The organism is Streptomyces sp. NPDC050147 (genome assembly GCF_040660195.1).
Taxonomy (GTDB): domain Bacteria; phylum Actinomycetota; class Actinomycetes; order Streptomycetales; family Streptomycetaceae; genus Streptomyces.
In genome coordinates, this window is record NZ_JBFALJ010000026.1 from 41,979 (window position 1) to 62,731 (window position 20,753).

At 69.8% G+C, this 20,753-nt stretch carries 13 protein-coding genes and 2 pseudogenes; 9 read left to right on the top strand and 6 right to left on the bottom strand.

Annotated features, from left to right (window positions below; genetic code table 11):
- Positions 1 to 170: 170 nt before the first annotated feature.
- The 4 genes and pseudogenes from AB0I94_RS32345 to AB0I94_RS32360 all read right to left on the bottom strand — a co-directional run.
- Positions 171 to 3,506, bottom strand: a complete 3,336-nt coding sequence (locus tag AB0I94_RS32345) for a tetratricopeptide repeat protein (protein WP_363313273.1) — start codon at positions 3,504 to 3,506, stop codon at positions 171 to 173.
- A gap of 13 nt (positions 3,507 to 3,519) precedes the next feature.
- On the bottom strand, positions 3,520 to 4,035 hold the full coding sequence (locus tag AB0I94_RS32350) for a hypothetical protein (protein ID WP_363313274.1): 516 nt from the start codon (positions 4,033 to 4,035) through the stop codon (positions 3,520 to 3,522).
- Between the two features lie 667 nt (positions 4,036 to 4,702).
- Positions 4,703 to 4,849: pseudogene (locus AB0I94_RS32355) on the bottom strand (transposase); the annotation flags it as partial.
- Positions 4,838 to 5,680: pseudogene (locus tag AB0I94_RS32360) on the bottom strand (sigma-70 family RNA polymerase sigma factor); the annotation flags it as partial. The pseudogenes AB0I94_RS32360 and AB0I94_RS32355, both read right to left, overlap by 12 nt.
- On the opposite strand from AB0I94_RS32360, the gene AB0I94_RS32365 reads away from it, so the two are divergent.
- Positions 5,656 to 5,871 carry a hypothetical protein gene (locus AB0I94_RS32365; RefSeq protein ID WP_363313374.1) on the top strand — a complete coding sequence of 72 codons (216 nt, stop codon included), beginning with the start codon at positions 5,656 to 5,658 and terminating at the stop codon, positions 5,869 to 5,871. The pseudogene AB0I94_RS32360 and the gene AB0I94_RS32365 sit on opposite strands and share 25 nt — an antisense overlap.
- Positions 5,832 to 6,197 carry an LUD domain-containing protein gene (locus AB0I94_RS32370; protein ID WP_363313275.1) on the top strand — a complete coding sequence of 122 codons (366 nt, stop codon included), beginning with the start codon at positions 5,832 to 5,834 and terminating at the stop codon, positions 6,195 to 6,197. The genes AB0I94_RS32365 and AB0I94_RS32370 overlap by 40 nt, the downstream gene beginning before the upstream one ends.
- Before the next feature lie 514 nt (positions 6,198 to 6,711).
- Here AB0I94_RS32370 and AB0I94_RS32375 read toward each other — a convergent pair.
- Positions 6,712 to 9,372 (bottom strand): cellulosome protein, encoded by a 2,661-nt coding sequence (locus AB0I94_RS32375; protein ID WP_363313276.1) that lies wholly within the window; start codon positions 9,370 to 9,372, stop codon positions 6,712 to 6,714.
- A gap of 446 nt (positions 9,373 to 9,818) precedes the next feature.
- Here AB0I94_RS32375 and AB0I94_RS32380 point away from each other — a divergent pair, with 446 nt between their 5' ends.
- From AB0I94_RS32380 to AB0I94_RS32400, 5 genes are all read left to right on the top strand, one after another.
- The gene (locus tag AB0I94_RS32380) at positions 9,819 to 10,883 is read left to right on the top strand and encodes a LacI family DNA-binding transcriptional regulator (protein ID WP_363313277.1); all 1,065 of its coding nucleotides are present in this window, start codon (positions 9,819 to 9,821) and stop codon (positions 10,881 to 10,883) included.
- A 159-nt stretch (positions 10,884 to 11,042) separates the two neighbouring features.
- Entirely contained in the window at positions 11,043 to 12,278 is a 1,236-nt protein-coding gene (locus AB0I94_RS32385) for a sugar ABC transporter substrate-binding protein (protein ID WP_363313278.1), read from the top strand.
- 45 nt (positions 12,279 to 12,323) lie between these two features.
- A complete protein-coding gene (locus tag AB0I94_RS32390; RefSeq protein WP_363313279.1) occupies positions 12,324 to 13,301 on the top strand; it encodes a sugar ABC transporter permease in 978 nt (325 codons plus the stop codon).
- Positions 13,298 to 14,143 (top strand): carbohydrate ABC transporter permease, encoded by an 846-nt coding sequence (locus AB0I94_RS32395; protein WP_363313280.1) that lies wholly within the window; start codon positions 13,298 to 13,300, stop codon positions 14,141 to 14,143. Before AB0I94_RS32390 ends, AB0I94_RS32395 begins: the two co-directional genes overlap by 4 nt.
- A 95-nt stretch (positions 14,144 to 14,238) precedes the next feature.
- Complete coding sequence (locus AB0I94_RS32400) at positions 14,239 to 15,993, top strand: trehalase family glycosidase (RefSeq protein WP_363313281.1); 1,755 nt, start codon at positions 14,239 to 14,241, stop codon at positions 15,991 to 15,993.
- 111 nt (positions 15,994 to 16,104) lie between these two features.
- On the opposite strand, the gene AB0I94_RS32405 is transcribed toward AB0I94_RS32400, so the two are convergent.
- Positions 16,105 to 17,835: a carboxylesterase family protein gene (locus AB0I94_RS32405; RefSeq protein ID WP_363313282.1), complete on the bottom strand. Its 1,731-nt coding sequence runs from the start codon at positions 17,833 to 17,835 to the stop codon at positions 16,105 to 16,107.
- A 209-nt stretch (positions 17,836 to 18,044) separates the two neighbouring features.
- Here AB0I94_RS32405 and AB0I94_RS32410 point away from each other — a divergent pair, with 209 nt between their 5' ends.
- Positions 18,045 to 19,481 carry a hypothetical protein gene (locus AB0I94_RS32410; RefSeq protein WP_363313283.1) on the top strand — a complete coding sequence of 479 codons (1,437 nt, stop codon included), beginning with the start codon at positions 18,045 to 18,047 and terminating at the stop codon, positions 19,479 to 19,481.
- A gap of 65 nt (positions 19,482 to 19,546) precedes the next feature.
- The coding region (locus AB0I94_RS32415) for a peptidase M23 (protein ID WP_363313284.1) at positions 19,547 to 20,753 on the top strand (1,207 nt) is incomplete at its 3' end.

Sequence of the window (20,753 nt, forward strand, 5' to 3'; positions counted from 1 at the left end):
GCATCACCTGCTGCCGAGTCGTCAGACATCTCGCTCGTCACCACCCGCTCCCGCCGGTCCTCACTGCGGCGAGTTCAGCCTGCGACTTGGTGTGTGCCGCACAGCAGGACTCGGGACCGGGGCCCGGTGTAAATGTCTTGCAGTATTTGGGCGACCGCTTCGACGCTCGCTCAGGATCCGGCCATCCCGGCGGCCGCCATCAGCCGGCGCACACCGCGGGTCAGGGGGTGGGCTTCCCCGATCGTGCGTACGCAGGTCGCGAGAGTCCGCGTGTACAGGCGTCGCGCCTTGCGCGGCGCGCCCGCCGCCCGATAGACGCCCGCCAGGTTCATCTGTGTGGTGAGGGTGTCGAGATGATCCGTGCCCAGTTCCTTCTTCTGACGGCGAAGAGTGTCCCAGAACAGAGGGAGGGCCTGGCGGAAGTCGCCTGCCGTGGCGAGGGCGACCGCCAGGTTGTGGGACGTGGTGAGGGAGTACGCGTGGTCGTGCCCCAGCGCCACGGTGCAGGCGGCGAGGTTGTCCTCGTAGAGCTCTACGGCGCGCGTCAGGTCCCCCGCTTCCTGGTAGGCGCCGGCCAGGCCGTTGCGCGCGGTGAGTGTGCCGATGTCCAAGGGGCCCAGCGCCCTCTCCATGCCCGTGACCGCACGCTCGTACAGGGGCAGGGCGAGGGCAGGTCCTCCCGCGCGCTGCCGGGCGTACGCGAGGAGGCCGAGGGCGGCGAGGGTGTCCGGATCCTGGGGGCCGAGGTCCCGCTCCCGTGCGATGAACGTCTGCTCGTAGAGCGAGGCGGCCTCGCCGAACTCCCCCGTCTCACGGTAGGCATCGGCCAAGTGCCGACGGCTGTTGAGGGTGTCGGGGTGATCGGGGCCAAGCGACTCCTCCCGGATGCGCAGGACCTCCTGGAAGAGGGGGAGCGCGCGCTCGGGAGCATCCGCCATGAGGTGGGCCACCGCCAGATTGTGGCGGGCGGTGAGCGCGTTGCGGTCGTCGGCGGCCTGCCGAGCGCCCACACCCTCGCGTACTGCCTCTTCGAACAGGGGGACGGCCCGTACGGCGTCCCCGGCCGCCAAAAGCCCGTAGCCGAGGTCGGCGTTCCGGGTGTCGAGGACGTCGGCCTCGGCGGACGTCCTCGTTCTGTCGGTGGTTCCGCCGCCCCCGGGGCCGGGGGCGGAAGGTCGCGGCCCGCTCGAGGACTCCTGGGGTGCCGAGCCGAGCTCGGCCATCCGCTCGAAGTCACCGGCCGAGCGGTACACGAGCGCGAGCGAGATGCGCGCGGTGCGTGTGAGGCCGTGGAACTCGCCGAGTACCCGTTCCATGGCGGGCAGCACCTCCTCGAACAGGGAGATGGCCCGCCGCAGGTCACCCGTGTCCCGCACGGCGCCCGCGAGGTTGCCCCGCACCAGAAGCGTGTCGGGGTGCTCGTCGCCGAGGACCCGCTCCATCACTTCGAGGATCGCCTCGAACTGGGTGACGGTCTGTTCTGGCCCCCGCGGGCAGTCCGAGGTCCCTCTCTCCTCGCGCCGGGCGGCGACCAGGTTGTTGCGCGTCGTGAGGGTGAGGTGGTGCTCCGCGCCGAGCGTACGGACGCACGCGGCGAGGTTCTCCTCGTACAGGCGCATGGCTTCGGCGTGGTCGCCCGCCTCCTGCCGGGTGCGGGCGAGGGTGTTGCGCGCCGACAGGGTGACGAGGTCCTCGTCCTCCGTCGGCGGGCCCGGAGGCAGCGACATGATCAGGTCCAGCGGTAGGCCCAGACGCGTCGCCGCGCGGGCGACGTACGTGTCGTCGTGCTGGTCGGCGAGCAGGGCAAGGGCCTTGTCCGGGTGCCCCGCAGCCCGATAGGCGTCGGCCAGATTGTTGCGGCTGGCCAGCGTGAGCGGGTGCCTCGCCCCGAGGACGTCCTCCGCGTCGCGCAGGACGCTTTCGTACAGGGAGACGGCCCGCCGCACCTGGCCCGCGGCTTCCTGGGCGCCCGCGAGGCCGTGCCGACAGGCGAGTGTGTGGACGTCGTAGGGGCCGAGCTCCCGCTCGTGGTGGTCCAGTGCGCGCTGGAGGTGCGCGGTGCTTCGGGCGGCCAGCCCCTGGCTGAGACAGAACACTCCCGCGTGATGCAGGAGCCGGGCCGTCGTCGTCGTGTCGGCGGACGGCGGCGAGTGTTCGGCCAGCGAGTCCATGTGCGGCAGCACGGACCGTCCGAAGGGCCACGTGGCGGGATCCTGCCAGTCGGTCGACCGCACCGCCGTCTCGAGGGCGGCCGTCGCACGGGCCCGGGCCTCGTCGACGAGAGCTGCGGTGCGGTGCGGGTCCGCCGCGTCGGCGGTGCGCGCCACGGATTGGAGCAGCCGGTGCACGCAGAAGGTCCGGGCCGCCGGATCCACGGTGATCATGCTGTATGCGTTGAGGATGCCGATGGCGCTCGCCACCGGGGCGGGACCGCCCTCGCCGTCCACGAGGTCGACCGGGATCTCGTCCGGGGCGTACCAGGCGAGGGTGCGCAGGACGGCCGGGGCCAGCGGCTGCAGTTCGCCGACCCGGTCCAGGGTCACCCGCCAGATGCGGGCGATGGTGCGCTCGGCGATCGTGTATCCGTCACCGCCGCGTTCGTAAAGCGGCGTCGGGTCCTGCCGGAGGAGCTCCAGGTACGCGCGGGGCGTCAGCAAGGGGTTCTGGGCGAGGAAGGCGGCGGCCTGCTCGACCGCCAGCGGTAAGTGACCCAGCTCCGTGCACAACTCGTCCGCCCCGACCAGGTCCCGGGAGCCACCGGATCCGGCGATACGGGTGAGCAGGGCCAGCGACTCGGCTGGCTGCAGCGCGTCGAGCCGGATGACGGCGGTGGCGTCGTGCCACACGGTGGCCAGCCTGCTGGTGATGAGGAAGTGGCCCTGGGGAGCGCGGGCCAGGAGCGGGGCTATGTCCGCGACGTGGTTGACGTTGTCGAGGATGAGTAGCCAGCCGCTGTGCGCGGCGAGCCACTGCATGCCGTTCTCGGCGAGGGCCTCCACCGTCATCGCCTTCGACGCGGCGGGCTGCAGCGACGCGGCCAGGGCGGCGAGGCCCTGCTCCACGACCGAGGCGCTGTCCGCGGCGATCCAGCGGACGGGCGTGAGGCCATGCTTGCGGGCCCGGGTAGCAGCCCAGTGCACGGCCAGTGTGCTCTTCCCGATTCCCCCGAGCCCGTGCACGACTTGGACACACCCGCCGCGGCGCTTCTTCATCGAAGCGTCGAGCACGTCGAGTGCCTCCGCACGACCCACGAACTGGGCCGTCCTGTAAGGCAAGTTGTCGAGCCCGCGCCGAGCCCGCACATCCGCGACGGGGCGCACCGCCTCCGGAGGGAGCACCACGCTGGAGTGGTCGTTGTAGATGCCCGACACGGCGATGCCGCCGTTCGACGCGGTCGCGTTGCCGCTGCCCGAGACGTGCTGCGCCCCGGGATCCTCCGGGATCGTGCCCCCGGCCAGGGTCCGCTTGCCCAGGTCGTACCTTCTGCCCCACCGCCACTTGACCATCCGCGCCCCGGCCCTAATCCGTCACGATGCCGCTGACGGCACTGGACCCGGCGCCAGACGCTTCCGCGTCGCCGGTGTTCAACGCCCGCGCGGTCGGCTGCCCGGCACCGGGTTCCCCACCGGCCGACCTTCTGATCCCCGTCACCGCACTGCCCCCGTCCCGCGCCGTCGCCCTGCCCGTCGCCAGGGCCACATCCTCCCCCGGGCCGTCGACGAAGGCCAGCAGCGTACGCAGGTCCCGCACGGCACGCTCCTGAGCAGCGGCGTCCAAGGACTCCAGCAGGGACTCGAACCGCCCCTGCCACGCCCCTTCCTGCCGCAGCGCCTCCCGCTCGGGGTCGGCGGCGGCACCCGGTTCCAGCGCCTGGGCGGTGCGATCCAGACGCTCCAGTTCGGCCCGGGCCCGCTCGGCGTCGTCCCGCCCGAAGAGTTCGGCGACCCGGTCCCGCACCGCCTGCCACGCATCGGTTCCCGCAGCCTGCACCACCGCACCGCCGCTCGCCGCGGCCAGCGCGGTCAACGTCTCCACCAACAAGGCTTGTTCCTCACGCCACTTGGACCCGAATCATCGCGACGTACCACTCCAGCGCACGTCGGGCGTCCAATCAAGTCGGCGCGGGGCATTTCTCGTCGGGCGCGGGGCGAGCCAAGGGTGGACCAACACCCCAGCACCGGCTTGTCCTCTACGGTCTGAGCTGCCTGAAAGCGTGCAGAGCTGCTCATTCTGGAATGGCTCGGTGAGCAGGGTGCAGGTGCCATGATCCGGGTCGACGCGGAGCGGATGCGTGACGGTCAGCCGGCGTGGACATTCGCAGCCTCTGGTGGGCCTCTGGATGCGGGGGTGAGGGCCGATGGGGCCTCGGCCGCCGAGTGCATGGGCAGGGCATTGCTTGGGTTGCGAGAAGCCGGTCTGGTCGTTCCCTTCTGAAGCCGTGTTCAGCGGCCGAGCTGGTCGCGTCCGGTGATGCTTTCGGGGCGTCTGGTGGTCTTGCCATTCGTAACGAAATGATTATTCGCGTCAGGAGCCGATCTCCCAGAGGACGGCTCCAGTGACCAGGCCGGTGCCGCGGGCTCGCCTCGCTTCGCGATCACGGGGCGGATCCCGCACTGCCAGAGCAGACGGCGGTACATGTCGTGTTCGTAGCCGCGGTCGGCCAGCAGCACGTCAGGGCGCCGGCGATCCCTGCCGACCCGGCCCGCTGAAGCAGGACGACGTGGAGTTGGTCCCAGACGCCGGCCTCGTTCCAGGCGGCCAGGCGCCGCCAGCAGGTCATTCCCGAGCCGAAGCCCAGCTCCTGGGGCAGGTACTCTCACTGGATACCGGTATGCAGCACGATAACGCCGTCCTGCTGAGCCACCAGACCTGGCTGGCCGTTGACTGTACGTTCCAGGAACGTCACGGTGTCCGGCCTGCGGCGGCGATCTCCACCCAGGCGCGCGCGATCTGCTCACCGCCTTCGATGGGGCGCGAAAAGGTGGTGGCCAGGCCGCCGCCGTCGGCGATCGCCGTGGCGTCGGGGTCGAGCAGGCCGATCAGGGCGTCGATGTCCTTGGCCTCCCATGCCTGCTTGAAGTCCCTGACGACGCTGGTGCGCTGGACTGCCGAAGTCGCGGAAGGCTGCGCGGCCCGGACGCGGCGGCGGGCCGAGGAGGTCAACTGGCGGCACGCCGCCGGGGTCTGGCCGACGATCTCGGCCACTTCGGCGAAGGAGTGGCAGAAGACGTCGTGCAGGATGAACGCGACGCGTTCGGCCGGGGTCATCGCTTCGAGCACGACCAGGAAGGCCAGGTTCACCGACTCGCCCAGGGTGACCCGGTCGGCCGGGTCGACGCTCGCGCTGCCCGGCCCGCTGACCCACTCCGTGTGCTCGGGCAGCGGCTCGGGGATCCATTCGCCCAAGTAGGTCTCTCGCCTGGCCCGTGCCGAGCCGAGCAGGTTGAGGCAGACACGGCTGGCGACCGTCGTCAGCCAGGCGCCCGGGGACTCGATGGCGTCCTGCTGCTGACGGGACATCGCGTACCAGCGGGTGTACGTCTCCTGGACGGCATCCTCGGCCTCGGCCACAGAGGACCAGTAACCGGTACGCGAGATTGAGCAACCGGCGTCGCTCGCGCATGATCGCGTCCAGGCCCGGATCGTGCCGGCCGTGTGCTGGCTCGGATCTGGTGTTCATGGTGCCGGCGGCTCCCTTGCCCGGCGCCCGCGCAGCGCCTGGAGCGGGCGGCCACCGCGCTGACCGCGAACGGCTTCTCCGTGGAGATCCTCGATGAGGTCGCCGCCGCGCGTACCCGCATCAAGGATCTGATCCCCGAGGGCGCCAGCGTATGGACCGCGCAACGCAGATGGACGAGATCCGGCGGCTGACCGCCAGCCCCGACGTCATCGTGAACAGCGTCAACGCGGTCACCGAAACCGGCTCCCTTGTGATCGCCTCGGGCAGCGGGAGCCAGTTGCCCGGCAATGCGGGCGGTGCCGCCCGCGCCATCTGGATCGTCGGGGCGCAGAAGGTGGTACCCGACCTCGGCACGGCGCTGCGGCGCATCGAGGACCACTGCCTCCCGCTGGAGAACGCCCGCGCCATGGAGGCCTACGGGTGGCCCAGCGCCGTCAACCGGCTTCTCATCCTCAACGCGGAACACCAGCCCGGGCGCGGCACCGTCCTGCTGCTCCGCGAGGCCATCGGATTCTAGAACCGGCCGTCGGGTTGGTCGGTGTCTTTGCTGTAAGCAGCGCAGACGCCGATACCCTCGCAAGGGGCCGGGGTCGAGGTCCTCGGACTCGAGGTTCGGAACGATCAGTGTGCGGATGTCGCTCTCGACTCGGGAGGAGGACGAGCCTGGGTGATATGTACGTCTACTCCGACACCGCGATGAGGGACGGCCGCAGTGTCGGCCGTGGGGGCGGGTTGTGCCATCCGCAAGCCGTCGACCTGCGACTGGGTCATCGAGGGCGACGTCGAGGCTTGCTGCGACAACGTTGACCACCACGTCCGGACTGTCGGGATGCCGGAGGATCCAGCTGGTGACCGCGCGTGGGGACGGAGGCTTGGGGCCGATGGGTCCGGGGGCCTTGCGCAAGGGCTGGAAGTAGGCGCGAATGGGCCCGTAGCCTCCTCGTCCCCAGCCCTGCGGCGTGTCGACACGGCCGTCGTCGAGGCGAGGCGCCTTGGAGTCGGCAGCCCCGCCTCGATGGCTCTCGGATGAACTACGGGGCGGACAGTGGTGTGACGGCGACCTGGTCGATCACCGGTGCGTACGGGGACCGCTGGTCGTACTGGTTGTAGGTGTCCCCGTCGAAGTCGGGCAGTTCGTCGGCGGTGAACGACAGCCGGTTCGTACCCTGCCTGAGCGTGACCGGGAGGGACAGTTCCCAGAAGTTGTTGAAGTGGAAGGTGGTCGGGAACAGCACGCGGCGGCTCGCCCCACCGTTGACGGACAGATCCGCGTGCCGGGCGACCGGGTCGGGGTTGTAGTGAGTGGCGGGTGCCTGCTCGGCGTTGGAGTAGCGGATGGTCAACGCGTGGCGGCCGGCCCTGGCGGCCGTCACGTCGAGGGTGAGGGCGTTGGCCTTCCCGTTGCCGATGTCGGTGACGGCCTTGCCGCCGGCGGCGAAGGTGTGCGTACCGGTCACCTTGGCCGCCCCGGTCACGGAACCGTTCTCGGCCTGGTGGACGCTGGGCTTCAGCGTGCCCTGCGACTTCGCGACCCGCAGACGGTCGAGGACCGGCGTACCCGACGTACCGGTCAGGGTGATCTTGTTGATGCCGCCGGACAAGAACAGCTTGACCGTGTTCGTGCCCTTCCGCGCGCCTCCCACGGCGGGCATGTCCGCCTTCTCGCCGTTGACGGACAGACTCGCCGACCCACCGCCCAGGTGGTCGACCGAGACAGTGGCCTCGCCGTCGGCGGGGGAGTGGACCCAGAATGTCGTGGAGGCGCCGTTGCCCAGCGGCACCGTGCCCGGTCCGGAGGCGCCCGCGTGGGTGTAGACGGGCCGGGTTCCGTGGACCGTGGCGTACTCCGCCTCGTAGACGGCAGGCCGTACGACCGCGTCGCGCAGGCTGAGGTCCACCTTGTCGATGATCGCGTCGCCCTTGGTGGTGCCGAGCTCGGGGTCCTGGGCGGCGAGCGTGATCCGGTGCCGGCCGGCGGTCAGCCGCACCGTGGTGTCGGTGTGGCCCCACACCACCCACTTGTAACCCAGTGGCAGCCGCAGCTCCTGCGGGTCCTTGCCGTCGACACGCAGGAAGACGTTGGTCGGGCCCTGCTCCTTCACCAGGCCGTACTGGTTGTAGGAGTTGGCGAAGACGTTCAAGTCGTACGTGCCGTCCTGCGGGACGTCGACGTCGAAGGCGAGGACTCCGTCGGAGCCGCTGCGCAGACCGCCCACGTTGTACGCCCCGGAGGTGGCGAACTTGCCGACGTCCGAGGGCGTTCCTTCGGGACCGTTCTTGGAGTAACCGGTGCCGGTGTACGTGGCGTTCTCCGCCTCGTACGTCTTGCGCCAGTTCACCGAGGGCGCGGCCGGTGCGCCGGCGGCGGCGCCGGGGGAGAGGATGACCTGGTACGCCGACATCTCGTTCATGTCTCGCATCGGCAGGGTCACCGAGCCGTCCGCGCCGACCTGGGCCTTCCGGTCCGCCAGCCGCAGGGGCTGTGCCGAGTCGCCGACCTGCCCGGTCCAGGGGATCTCCTGCACGGTGGCGTGCACGGTTGTGCCGAACAGCTTGGGGTCGACGTTGCGGAAGACGACGTCCGCGTCCCCGCTCTTGCCGCCGAAGATCGCCCGTGACTGTCGTTTGTCCTTGTCGAGGGTGGCTACGCCCTGGAGCGTGTACTGCGCGTTCGGATGCGGGGCGGTCACTTTCACCGTACGGCCGGACATCTGGCCGTAGGCGTTGAACAGCCACCACTGGCCGTTGCCCTTGTTGGCCTCGACGGCGGAGTCGTTGAGGTTGCCGTCGATGTTCCAGTACGCCAGGTCGGCGTCGATCTTCGACTCCTCGATGGCGGAGACCCACTGGACGACCTGGCCGGGCACCGAGAGGTGGTAGTTGTGGCCGTACTCGTTGACGTTGATCGGCAGCGGGCCGACCCCCGTCTCCTTCTCCCAGCTGCGGTACTTGGCCACACTCGTGCGGACGGCGGCGGGTGAGGACAGCTCGTGCCAGGTCATCACGTCCGGCACCACGTCGTGGGTCTTGGCGTAGGCGAGGAATCCCTTGACCTGGTCGAAGAGCTGCGAGGTGTTGGGGCCCGCGATGCGCGCGTCGGGGTCGAGGCTCTTGATGAGCTGATAGACCTCCTTCCACGCCGCGAAGAACTGCTCCGGACGGTCCAGCCAGGAGACGTTGCCGTAGCTCCAGCGCCCCGAGCCGAACATGTTCCCCTCGGGCTCGTTGAACGGCACGTACACGACGTTTTTGCGGTAGTCGCCCATGGATTTGACCTGGCGGACCTGTTTGGTGATCTTCTCCTTGAAGTCCGCGAGGCGGGCGGGGCCGTCGGCGCCCGGCCACTGGTAGGGGAAGCCGCGGTAGATGTCGGTCATGTAGATGTAGACGTCCTTGCCGCGCGAGTCCACGAACGGCGGCAGTATCTCCAGCGCGTCCGCTCCGGGGTGCTGCGGACCGTCCTGCGCCTTCGTGGACACCGTCCGCAGGTGCATGCCCTCGATGAGGTTGCGGCTCGGCACGCCGTCGCCGTAAATCCCGTACAGGGAACCGGCGGCGCCGCCGTGGAAAGCGCCCGTGTCGGCGGCGAGGTCGATGTCGAGCCGTTCCGGCTGCGCCGCCCGTGCGGTTCCGGATGTGGGGCCGATCAGCAGGGCGGTCAGGACCACCGTCGCCGCGGCACCCGCTGTCATCGCTTTCGTTCTTCGCACTGAGGGCCTCCAAGGGTCCGTGCGTGAAGGGGGAGAGAGAAGCGAACCGGTTCGACTCTCGTGTGCCGCGAGGACGGCACGTAACTGGGGGTGAGTCAGGAGTGCTCGGGGTGCCCGCCGCCGTGGTCAACAGCCTAGATGCGGGGCCCTGAGCGAACCGGTTCGAAAGAAGCTAGCAGCGGCGAAAGTGACCGGGCAATACGTGTGCGGCGGCTAGTTGGCCGTCGTTCGAAGGCGATGCCCGGACTCGTTGAGGGCATCCTGCGCGAAGTGTTGACAGTCGGTAGAGCGCTCCCTACCTTCCTTCCAAGCGAACCGGTTCGACGATTGATCCGGGCGCCCTCGCCCTCGCTTCCCCTCTCCAGCTCTCACGGACGGGTGACGCTGCCGCACCGCGTGCAGCGAACCGGTTCACCGAAGGAGTCGCCGTGAACATCGGTGAAATCGCCAAGCGGGCCGGTGTCTCACGTAGCACCGTGTCCTACGCGCTCAGCGGCAAGCGCTCCGTGTCCGACGAGACGCGCCAGAAGATCCAGCGGGTCATCGACGAGCTGGGGTACCGGCCCAACGCCAGCGCCCGGGCTCTCGCCAACGGGCGGACCAGCACGATCGGTCTCGTCTTTCCACCGGCGGGAAACCACTACACCGGCATGCAACTGGACTTCATCGGCAGCGTGGTGGAGGCCGCCGCGACGCACGACTACGACGTCCTGCTGTCACCGAGCGGTGTGGACAGCGACCGCTCGTTCCAACGGCTGCTGGGGGAGCGGCGGGTGGACGGCGCCATCCTGATGGAGATCAGGCTTGAGGACGACCGGGTCGATCACTTGACCGCCCTGGACTTCCCCTGTGTCGCCATCGGCCGCACCGCCCACACGGAGGACGGCTGGTGGGTCGGACTGGACCACACCGCCCTGGCAGCGGCGTGCGTGCGCCATCTCGCGGACCTCGGGCACCGCAGGATCGCCCTCGTCAACCGGCCCGAGAACCTGCTGCGGGCCGGGTACGAGTCCGCCCACCGCGGGCTGGAAGGGTTCACCAAGGCCGCCGCCGAACGCGGGCTGACGGTACGGACGTACTGCTGCGGCGACGACGCCGCGTCGGGCCAGGCGTGCCTGGAGCAGATCCTGCACGACGAGCCGGCGACCACCGCGCTGGTCACGTTGAACGAGGCGGCTCTCGGCGGTATCTACCGGGGACTCGCTCAAGCGGACCGTCACGTGCCGCGCGACTTCTCGGTCACCGGAGTGGTGGCCGGCCGGTGGGCCGAGACGGTGACCCCCCAGCTCACCGCCGCGGACGTGCCGGCGGAGGAGATGGGCCGACGTGCCGTCGAGCTCCTGATGGAACGCCTCGACCGGCCGGGCACGACGCCCCGCCACCACCTCCTCGTGCCGCCGATCTCCCTGCGGGCCAGCACCGGGCCCGCGGGCGTGCCTCCCGGGGCCGCCGAGGATCAGGCCCCCGCCCCAGCCCCCGCTCCCCGGCCCTGACACCGCCCCGCCCCGCTCGCTCCACACCACCCGCCCCCGGCGCTTCGCCCCGCCGCCCCGTGGCTGCTCCGCATGCCCGCATGCCCTCGCACCTCCCAAGTCGTCCCTGAGCCACACCCGTGCCAAGAACTCACCCGTGCCAAGAACTGAGGAACCGTCATGCGCAGATTCTCCGGCCGCCGCCTCACCGCGGCGGTGGCTCTGTCGACCCTGGTCACCGTGACCGGCACCGCCTGCTCCGCCGGTTCGGGGGATGCGGCCGCCGACGAGGGCACGTACACCGTCTGGGACCCCTACCCGCAGTTCGACAAGAAGTCCGTCTGGGCGAAGCTGCTGGACGAATGCGGCACCAAGGCCGGTGTGAAGGTCAAGCGGACGGCCTTCGACACGAGCGACCTCTCCAACAAGGCACTGCTGGCGGCGCAACAGGACAACTCCGCGGACGTCCTCATCGTCGACAACCCCGTGGTGTCGACCCTCGCCGAGGCAGGCGTGCTCACCACGACCGAAGAGAACGAACTCGACACCTCCGCGGTGGACCGCAACCTGCTGGCGGCCGGCCAGTCGGGCGGCAAGACGTATGGCACACCGATCGGCGCCAACACCCTGGCGCTGTACTACAACAAGGACGTACTGAAGAAAGCCGGCGTGGACATCTCCTCCGTCAAGGACTGGGAGTCGCTGACGTCAGCCCTGGAGAAGGTCAAGAAGGCCGGAAAGAAGGGCATCACCTTCTCCGCCATCGGCACGGAGGAGGGCAGCTTCCAGTTCCTGCCGTGGTTCTGGGGCTCGGGCGCGAAGCTGACCGCCCTCGACTCCGCCGAGGCGACCGCCGCGCTGTCCCTGTGGCAGGGCTGGCTGAAGAAGGAGTACGCGCCCAACTCCGTCATCAACAACACCCAGACCACCAGCTGGCAGGAGTTCGCGAGCGGAGACTACGCCTTCGCCGAGAACGGCACCTGGCAGCTCGCCAACGCTGAGAAGGCCGGCTTCGACTACGGCGTCCTCCCCCTTCCCGCCGCCCGGGGAGGCAATGCGGCCGCACCGACCGGCGGGGAGTTCGTCACCGTGCCCGTCCAGGGCGACACAGCTCGCTACGCCGTCTCCAAGAAGCTGGTGTCCTGCCTGACCAGCACCGAGAACCTCAACACCACCGACACCACCCTGTCGTACGTGGCGCCGACCGACGAGGTGCAGGCCAAGCAGGCGGCAGCGAAACCCGCCCTGAAGCCCTGGATCGAATCCGTCAAGGCCGCCAAGGGGCGCACCAGCGACGACCTGGGCACCAAGTACCCAAAGATCTCCGAGCAGTTGTGGAAGGCGATCCAGTCCGCTCTCAGCGGGGCGCAGTCGCCGAAAGACGCGCTGGCCAAGGCCCAGTCCGCCGTCAAGTAATCCGGAATCCCGGTGCGACAAGCAGTCCAGAAACCCGGTGCGCAGATGACTCACACGACACAGCTGCCGGATCGCCGGCCCGCGCGTGTCCGGAACGGGGCGGCCGGTGCCGCCCCACTCCGCCCGCGGGCACGACGCCGTCCGTCCGCCCCACAGTGGGCGGCCTGGGGCTTCCTCGCCCCGGTGACGCTCTACCTCGTCCTGTTCTACGCCTATCCCCTCTACCGCAACATCGACCTGAGCCTGCGCCACTACACGGTCCGCTCCTTCGTCCAGGGAGACGCGCCGTTCACGGGCCTGGCGAACCACCTGACCGTCTTCAAGGACCCGACCTTCGCGCCGGCCCTCCTGCACACCGCGCTGTTCACCGCCGTGTGTCTTGTTTTCCAGTACGCCATCGGACTGGCCCTCGCGGTCTTCTTCAACCAGCACTTCCGGTTGTCGGCGACCCTGCGTGCCCTGTTCCTGGTGCCGTGGCTGCTGCCGCTCATCGTGTCGGCCTCGACCTGGTCGTGGATGCTCAACAGCGACTCCGGCATCGTGAACGCGGCCCTGCACGCCGTCGGCATCGATCCGGTGAGCTGGCTGACCTCACCGTCGTGGTCACTGGTCTCGGTGATCATCGCCAACATCTGGATCGGCGTCCCGTTCAACCTGGTCGTCCTCCACAGCGGCCTGCAGTCGATCCCGAACTCGCTGTACGAGGCGGCCGCCCTCGACGGTGCGAACGCCTGGCAGCGCTTCTGGCGCATCACCTTCCCCCTGCTGCGCCCGGTGTCCGCGATCACTCTGCTCCTCGGTCTCGTCTACACGCTCAAGGTCTTCGACATCATCTGGATCATGACCAGGGGCGGCCCGGCCGACTCGTCCACCACCCTGGCCACCTGGTCCTACCAGCTCGGCTTCGGCAACGCCCTGCCCGCGTTCGGACCCGGTGCGGCCGTCGGCAACCTCCTCGTCGTCACCGCCCTGGTGTTCGGCCTGGTCTACCTGAAGGTCCAGCGAAAGCAGCACGCCCCATGACCGCCACGCTCACCTCCCGACCGCGTCGCAGCCCAAGCCACTGGTGGAAGACGGCCCTGGGCACCGCACTCACCGGGGTCATGCTCTTCCCCGTCTACTGGATGCTCAACGTCTCCTTCACCCGCGACCAGGACATGCGCAAGAGCCCGCCGGACCTGTTCCCCGTGCGGGGCACGCTGGACGGCTACCGCAGGGTCCTCGAAGAGCAACTGCCCTACCTCGCCACCAGCCTCGTCATAGGCCTCGCGACCGTGGTGCTCACCGTCGCCCTCGCCGCGCCCGCCGGCTACGCCCTGGCCAAGCTGCGCCCCCGCGGCGGCGGCATCCTGTCCTTCGTGCTGCTGGCCGCCCAGATGATCCCCGGCATCATCATGGCGATGGGCTTCTACGCCATCTACCTCAACCTCGGCATGCTCCAGTCCCTCCCCGGCCTGGTCATCGCGGACTCCACCCTGGCGGTGCCGTTCGCCGTACTCATCTTCACCGCCTTCATGACTGGTATTCCCCGCGAACTGATCCAGGCCGCCACCATGGACGGAGCCGGCGCCCTGCGCACGTTCTGGTCCATCGTCCTGCCGATGAGCCGCAACGCCGTGGTCACGGTGTCCCTGTTCACATTCCTGTGGTCCTGGTCGGACTTCATCTTCGCCAGCACCCTGGTCAGCGGCGGCGCCCACGAGCCCATCACTCTCGGCATCTACCACTACATCGGCAACAACAACCAGGAGTGGAACGCCATCATGGCCACCGCCGTCGTCGCGTCGGTACCGGCCGCCGTCATCCTCGTCCTGGCCCAGCGCTACGTCGCCGCCGGTGTCACCGCGGGCGCGGTCAAGGACTGACCTCCGCGGGCACATCCCTCATCCGCTTCGCGAGGGCACCGCCGTCCCAGTGCCGGACGGCCGACGCCTCCTGTTCGAGAAACGAGTCCCCCTCCATGACCGCCGCCCGACCCGGCCCGGCCTTCTCCGTCCACGACATCCCGTTCAGTACCTACGGCTCCTGGTTCGGCATCTCGCCCGTGGTGGCGGAGAACACCCACGCCGAAGACCTCCACCTCGTCTCCCACCAGACCGGTATGCACGCCGTCCTGCGCCTGACGCCCCTGGACGGCACGGGCGGGCGCGCCCCGACCCGGGTCGAGGCGGTCCCCGACCGACTCAGCTGGGTCGGTCACGAAGGGCGCATCGACCTCGCCTACGAGACGCCCGACACCGTACGGCTGCGGGGCAGTGGCCTGAACCTACGCCTCCTTGCGGCGGCCCGGGACCTGACTCCGTTCAGCGGCACCTACTTCTACCGGGAGCCGCATGCCGACACGTACGTCTTCACCTCCTACGAGACCGGCCGACGCTACCGGATCACCCTCCTGGCGGGGACCGTGGCCGAGACGGCAGGGCACCAGACCCTGGGCAGTGCCGACCGGGGTGTGACGATCGGCGCCGCCGACGGCGAAAGCTGGGAGATCGCGGTCGAGGAGTACGAAACCGCACGCCGCCCCTACGTCGCTTCGGCGACCTTCGACCAGGTCGTGGACGCTGTCCGCGCCGCCTTCACGGCCTTCTGCGACGCCGTCGCGTCATGGCGCTCGCCCGACACCCCGGCCGCGGAACTCGCCGCCTACGTGCTGTGGTCCGCGGCCGTCCGACCGCAGGGCTTCGTGACCAGGACCGCGGTCCTCATGTCCAAGCACTGGATGGACAAGGTCTGGAGCTGGGACCACTGCTTCAACGCCCTCGCGCTCGCCGCGGGAGACCCGGAACTGGCCTGGGACCAGTTCGTCCTGCCCTTCGACCACCAGGACGAAAGCGGAGCTCTGCCGGACTCCGTCACCCACTCCGAAGTGCTGCACAACTTCGTCAAACCCCCCATCCACGGATGGGCCTTCGGCCACCTGCGCCAACGCCTCACCGGCGGGGTCGGACCGAAGCAACTCACCGAGGCGTACGACAAACTCTCCCGCTGGACGGAGTTCTGGCTCACCATGCGCCGCACCCCGGGCGCCGCTCTGCCCCACTACCAGCACGGCAACGACAGCGGATGGGACAACGCCACCACCTTCGATCCCGAGCGCGTCGTCGTCACCGCCGATCTCGCCGCTTTCCTCGTTCTCCAGTTGCGCGCTCTGGCCGACTTGGCGCAGGAGTCGGGCCGTCTCGACGACGCCCGCCGATGGACCCGGGAGGCCGACCGGACGCAGGCGGCGATGCTCGACGAACTGTGGGCCGACGGCCGGTTCGTCGCCCGCTCGGCCGACGGCGGCACGACGTGGGGCAGCTCCAGCCTCCTCGACCTGATGCCGATCGTGCTGGGCGAGTACCTGCCCGAGGACATCAGCGCCGCACTGGCACACCGGCTGGAGAGCCACTTGACCGAACACGGCCTGGCAACCGAGCATCCCGCCTCCCCGCACTACCTCTCCGACGGTTACTGGCGTGGACCGATCTGGGCCCCGTCCACCGTGCTCATCGAGGACGGACTGCGTCGCGCCGGACACCATCGCCTCGCCGACGACATCAGCGCCCGTTTCCGTGCGCTGTGCGAGGCCTCCGGCTTCGCGGAGAACTTCGACGCCCTCACCGGCAGCGGACTGCGCGACCGCGCCTACACCTGGACCGCCAGCAGCTACCTCCTCCTCGCCCAGGCGCACGAACTTCGCAGGCCCGAGCCGGCCAGGACCGCTGTGGTGTGAGGCGGACCGCTCTGGCCGGCTGCCCATGGCGACCGGCCCGTCGCCGGGCGCAGCAGCAGCCGGCATCGCCGGCGCGCACACCGCACCAACGAGAAAGTCAGCGGGGCGTGCTCACTCGCTGACAACCTTTGACGACCCGGCCTCGTGCTTCCAGAAGGCGAGATTGTGCTCCCGGTAGTAGTCGACGGCCCCGATCCGGTGCGGTGCCAACGACTGTGTGTACGGGGTGTACGTCGCGTACGGCCGGTCGGCGTCGGGGCCCGGCCGATGGGGCGGCCAGGCGGGCAGGCCCCCGGCGCCCGGCGTGCCGGTGCGGGCGAACGCGGCCCAGTAACCGCTCATCGCCGCCGACAGGCGCCGCTGTGCCGGGGTGAACTGCGGCTCGGCCGTCTCGTCCTCGAACAGGTACGGGATGTCGCCCGCGTGGAAGGCACCGAAGTCGAAGTCGCCGGGCAGCGGCAGGAACATGGGGGCGTCGCGGTCGGCGAACTCGTAGGCGTACACAGGGACATGCCGGGACAGCGCGTCGTGCTGGGCGTGCGTGCCGCGCGCCCACATGCGGTCGGTGATCACGGTGGCCCACGCCAGCGCGGGGGAGGCGAACGCGGACGTGGGGTACTCGGCCCGCACCCGCTTCGCCGCCGCCCTGCCGAACGCGGTGCGCAGCGCCCGCCCGTAGTCGGCCTCGGTGAACTTCCTTCCCACCGCGTCGTACAACATCCCCACGAACGTCCGGTGTTCGTCGAGCGTCGCGCCCGACAGGACGGGCACGCGGTGGAAGCGTCCGGCGCGCAGGGCCTTCGGGGGCAGCTCGGGCAGGGTGGCGTTGCCGTGTCCGAACGCCTGGAAGGCGTTCATGATGTGCGGCACCTTGAGAATCGTCTTCACGGGCAGGGCGCGCAGGCAGGCGAGCGTGCGCTGCGGGCGGCGGTCCCGGCAGCCGAGGGTCGAGGTCATCTCGGCAGTGATCTCCTCCATCTCCCGGCCCGTCCGCCACACGTACCACGGGTATCCCGGCACCCCGGGGCCCATCGCGCCGGCCGGCATGTCCATCACGGCCTCACCGCTCGCCATGACGGCACGGTGGAACAGGCCCTTGGAGGCGGGTGACGTCAGGTGTCCGGCCACGGCGGACGCGCCGAACGACACCCCGGCCACGGTGACGTTGCCGGGGTCGCCGCCGAAGGCCCGCGCGTTGTTCCGTACCCAGGTGAGGGCGGCTCGCTGGTCCTGGAGGCCGAAGGTGCCGGACCCGCGGAGACTCGGCAGGGCGAGACCGCCGAAGACGCCGAGACGGTAGTTGACGGTGACGACCACCAGGCCGCGCTCGGCCAGCCGGCGTCCGTCGAAGAAGCCGCCCCCGCCCACGGAGCCGTCCCCGTGGATCCACACGAGAACGGGCGCGGCCCGCCGCGGGTGCCGGTCCGCGACCGGTGGCGTCGTGACGTTCAGGGCCAGGCAGTCCTCCTCGGTGCTGGAGATCTGCGCGTACGCCGAGGGCACCTGCGGGCACAGCGGCCCAGGCTTCGTGGCGTCCCTGACCCCCTTCCACGGCTGTACGGGGCGGGGCGGCGCCCAGCGGTGGCGTCCCTTGGGTGCGCCCGCGTAGGGGACGCCCCGGAAGACGCGGTGCGCGCCCGACCGGGCGCCGCGGACGAGGCCGGCGTCGGTGCGCACGATCTCGCCGGTGCGCGGCGCCGCATCGGGACCGGGACCGGAACCGGGCCCGGGTTTCGCCGCGGAGGCGAGCGGGGTGGACAACAGCGCGGTGAACGTCAGGGCGGTGGCCGTCAGCGCGACGGCCGTCCGGTGGGGAGCGTGGGGAGCTCTGCGATGGATCACGACGGAAGCCTTCCTCGTGGGTTCCTGTCCCGGCGCGCGGACGCACCGAAGACGACCTGAACGGGGCACGGGCCCGGCCGGACGGGCCCGCGCCACTGCCACGGGGCAGGCGCGTGATCGCGTCTGGCGGTCGCGCGTTCCTATCACGCGCCCTACGGGTACGACGCTCCCTCGCACCGGGCGAGGGGCTGAGACCCGAGGAGCCGGACATGGCACCCACCGCACCCGAATTCGGTCCCGACATCGACCCGTACGCACTCTACGAACCGCAGCGCGACTGCGACCCCGAGGCCAAACCCGGACTGGTCGGCTTCCGCGACCTGGTGCTCGCCGCCTACCCCGGTACGACCAACATGGGGATCAGCAGGGCCTGCGGCAGCGGAGGTCAGAGCGAGCACAAGGAGGGACGTGCCTGGGACTGGGGCGTGAACGTGCAGGGCCAGGAACATCTGGCCGACGACCTCATCAACTGGCTGCACGCCACGGACCGGCACGGCAACCCGCACGCCCTCGCTCGCCGCTTCGGCATCATGTACATGATCTGGAACCGGCGTATCTGGATGGCCAACCGCCCGGACGCCGGCTGGCAGCCGTACCGGGGCGCCAACCCGCACACCAACCACATCCACTTCAGCTTTTCGTGGGCCGGCGCCCGCAAGGAGACGAGCTGGTGGAAGGGCCCCGTGGCACCGGACCGGCGGCAGCGGCTGGCGGTGGGGATGTCGGCGGACGGTCGTGTGGAGGTGTTCCATGCGGCGGTCGATCAGATTTACCACACGTATCAGCATGAGCCGGGTGGTGCGTGGTCGGGCTGGCGGGCGTTCGGCGGGCCTGCGTCGGCGGCCCTGGCGCTGACGGCGTTGCCGGACGGCAGGCTGGAGCTGTTCGCCATGAACGGCGACACGTTCATGCACCGCTACCAGGCGAAAGTGTCGGCGGAGTGGGCCGACTGGTACTCGTTCGGCGGTGGCGGGGACCACCTGGCCGTGTCCAAGAACCACGACGGCCGCCTTGAGGTGTTCGCTTCCAACGCCGATGGGGTGCATCACCGTTGGCACAACACGCCGGGCGGGACGTGGCATGACTGGCGGCCGTTGGGTGGTCCGGCGGGTGCGCGTCTGGCGGCGGCTTCGGCGTCGGACGGTCGGATCGAGGTGTTCGCCATGAATGACGACATCTTCCGTCACACCTGTCAGACGGATCTGGCGGGGACGTGGCGGGAGTGGGTCGACTTCGGTCTGGGCGGTGAGCATCTGGCGGTGGCGAAGAACCGTGACGGGCGGTTGGAGGTCTTCGCCTCCAACTCGTCTGGGGTGCATCACCGTTGGCGGAACGTGCCGGCCGGTGACTGGCACGAGTGGCAGCCCTTGGGTGGTCCGGTGAGCGCACGCCTTGCGGTGGTGGAGTCGCATGATGAGCGGATCGAGGTGTTCGCCATGAACGACGACGTCGTGGAGCACAACTATCAGGTGGACGCTTCCGGCGCGTGGCGGACGTGGCAGGACTTCGGCGGTGGGGGCTATTTCATCCAGGCTCTGCGCAATCGGGACGGCCGGCTGGAGATCTTCGCCAACAACCCCGGTGGCGTGCATCACCGTTGGCAGCACGAGCCCGGCAGCACCTGGCTCGACTGGCAACAGCTGTGACGCTCCCGCCTCACTCTCATCGGCCTCACCACACAGAATCCCCTCGCACAGACAGGAACACTCCCATGGCACCCTGCCGCGTACCCCCGGACCGAGACCTGGACGTCACGAAGACGGTGTACACCGTCGGCCGCGATCTGGGCGTGTCCGACAAAGTGATGCTGGCCGGCTTCGAAGCCGGCTGGGTCGAGTCCCACATGAACAACCTCGACTGCGGCGACCGCGACTCCCTGGGCGTCTTCCAGCAGCGCCCGAGCCAGGGCTGGGGCACGCCGCAACAGATCAGGCACGTGCCGTACGCCGCCGAGCAGTTCTTCACGCGGGCGATCCGCGTGGAGGAGCAGCACCCGAACCTGACGGCCGGGCAGACAGCCCAGAGGGTGCAGCGTTCCGCCTTCCCCGACCGGTACGACCAGGCCGAGGGCAAGGCCCGCGCGCTGCTCGACGAAGCGAAGGAGTCGGTCGGTCCGGGGAAGCCGGACCGGCGGCAGCGGCTGGCGGTGGGGATGTCGGCGGACGGTCGTGTGGAGGTGTTTCATGCGGCGGTCGATCAGATTTACCACACGTATCAGCATGAGCCGGGTGGTGCGTGGTCGGGCTGGCGGGCGTTCGGCGGGCCTGCGTCGGCGGCTCTTGCGCTGACGGCGTTGCCGGACGGTCGGTTGGAGCTGTTCGCGATGAATGGCGACACGTTCATGCACCGGTATCAGGCGAAGGTGTCGGCGGAGTGGGCGGATTGGTACTCGTTCGGTGGGGGTGGTGACCACCTGGCGGTCGGGCGTAATCACGACGGCAGGTTGGAGGTGTTCGCTTCCAACGGCGACGGGGTGCATCACCGTTGGCACAACACACCGGGCGGGACGTGGCATGACTGGCGGCCGTTGGGTGGTCCGGCGGGTGCGCGTCTGGCGGCGGCTCCGGCGTCGGACGGTCGGATCGAGGTGTTCGCCATGAATGACGACATCTTCCGTCACACCTGTCAGACGGATCTGGCGGGGACGTGGCGGGAGTGGGTCGACTTCGGTCTGGGCGGTGAGCATCTGGCGGTGGCGAAGAACCGTGACGGGCGGTTGGAGGTCTTCGCGACCAACTCGTCTGGGGTGCATCACCGTTGGCGGAACGTGCCGGCCGGTGACTGGCACGAGTGGCAGCCGCTGGGTGGTCCGGTGGGTGCGCGCCTTGCGGTGGTGGAGTCGCATGATGAGCGGATCGAGGTGTTCGCCATGAACGACGACGTCGTGGAGCACAACTATCAGGTGGACGCTTCCGGCG

Bases quoted from the DNA above. Each gene is read 5' to 3' on its own strand.
- AB0I94_RS32400 (WP_363313281.1), top strand. From the start codon at position 14,239: ATGACCGCCGCCCGACCCGGCCCGGCCTTCTCCGTCCACGACATCCCG.
- AB0I94_RS32370 (WP_363313275.1), top strand. From the start codon at position 5,832: ATGGACCGCGCAACGCAGATGGACGAGATCCGGCGGCTGACCGCCAGC.
- AB0I94_RS32345 (WP_363313273.1), bottom strand. From the start codon at position 3,506: ATGGTCAAGTGGCGGTGGGGCAGAAGGTACGACCTGGGCAAGCGGACC.
- AB0I94_RS32375 (WP_363313276.1), bottom strand. From the start codon at position 9,372: ATGACAGCGGGTGCCGCGGCGACGGTGGTCCTGACCGCCCTGCTGATC.
- AB0I94_RS32385 (WP_363313278.1), top strand. From the start codon at position 11,043: ATGCGCAGATTCTCCGGCCGCCGCCTCACCGCGGCGGTGGCTCTGTCG.
- AB0I94_RS32395 (WP_363313280.1), top strand. From the start codon at position 13,298: ATGACCGCCACGCTCACCTCCCGACCGCGTCGCAGCCCAAGCCACTGG.
- AB0I94_RS32410 (WP_363313283.1), top strand. From the start codon at position 18,045: ATGGCACCCACCGCACCCGAATTCGGTCCCGACATCGACCCGTACGCA.
- AB0I94_RS32390 (WP_363313279.1), top strand. From the start codon at position 12,324: ATGACTCACACGACACAGCTGCCGGATCGCCGGCCCGCGCGTGTCCGG.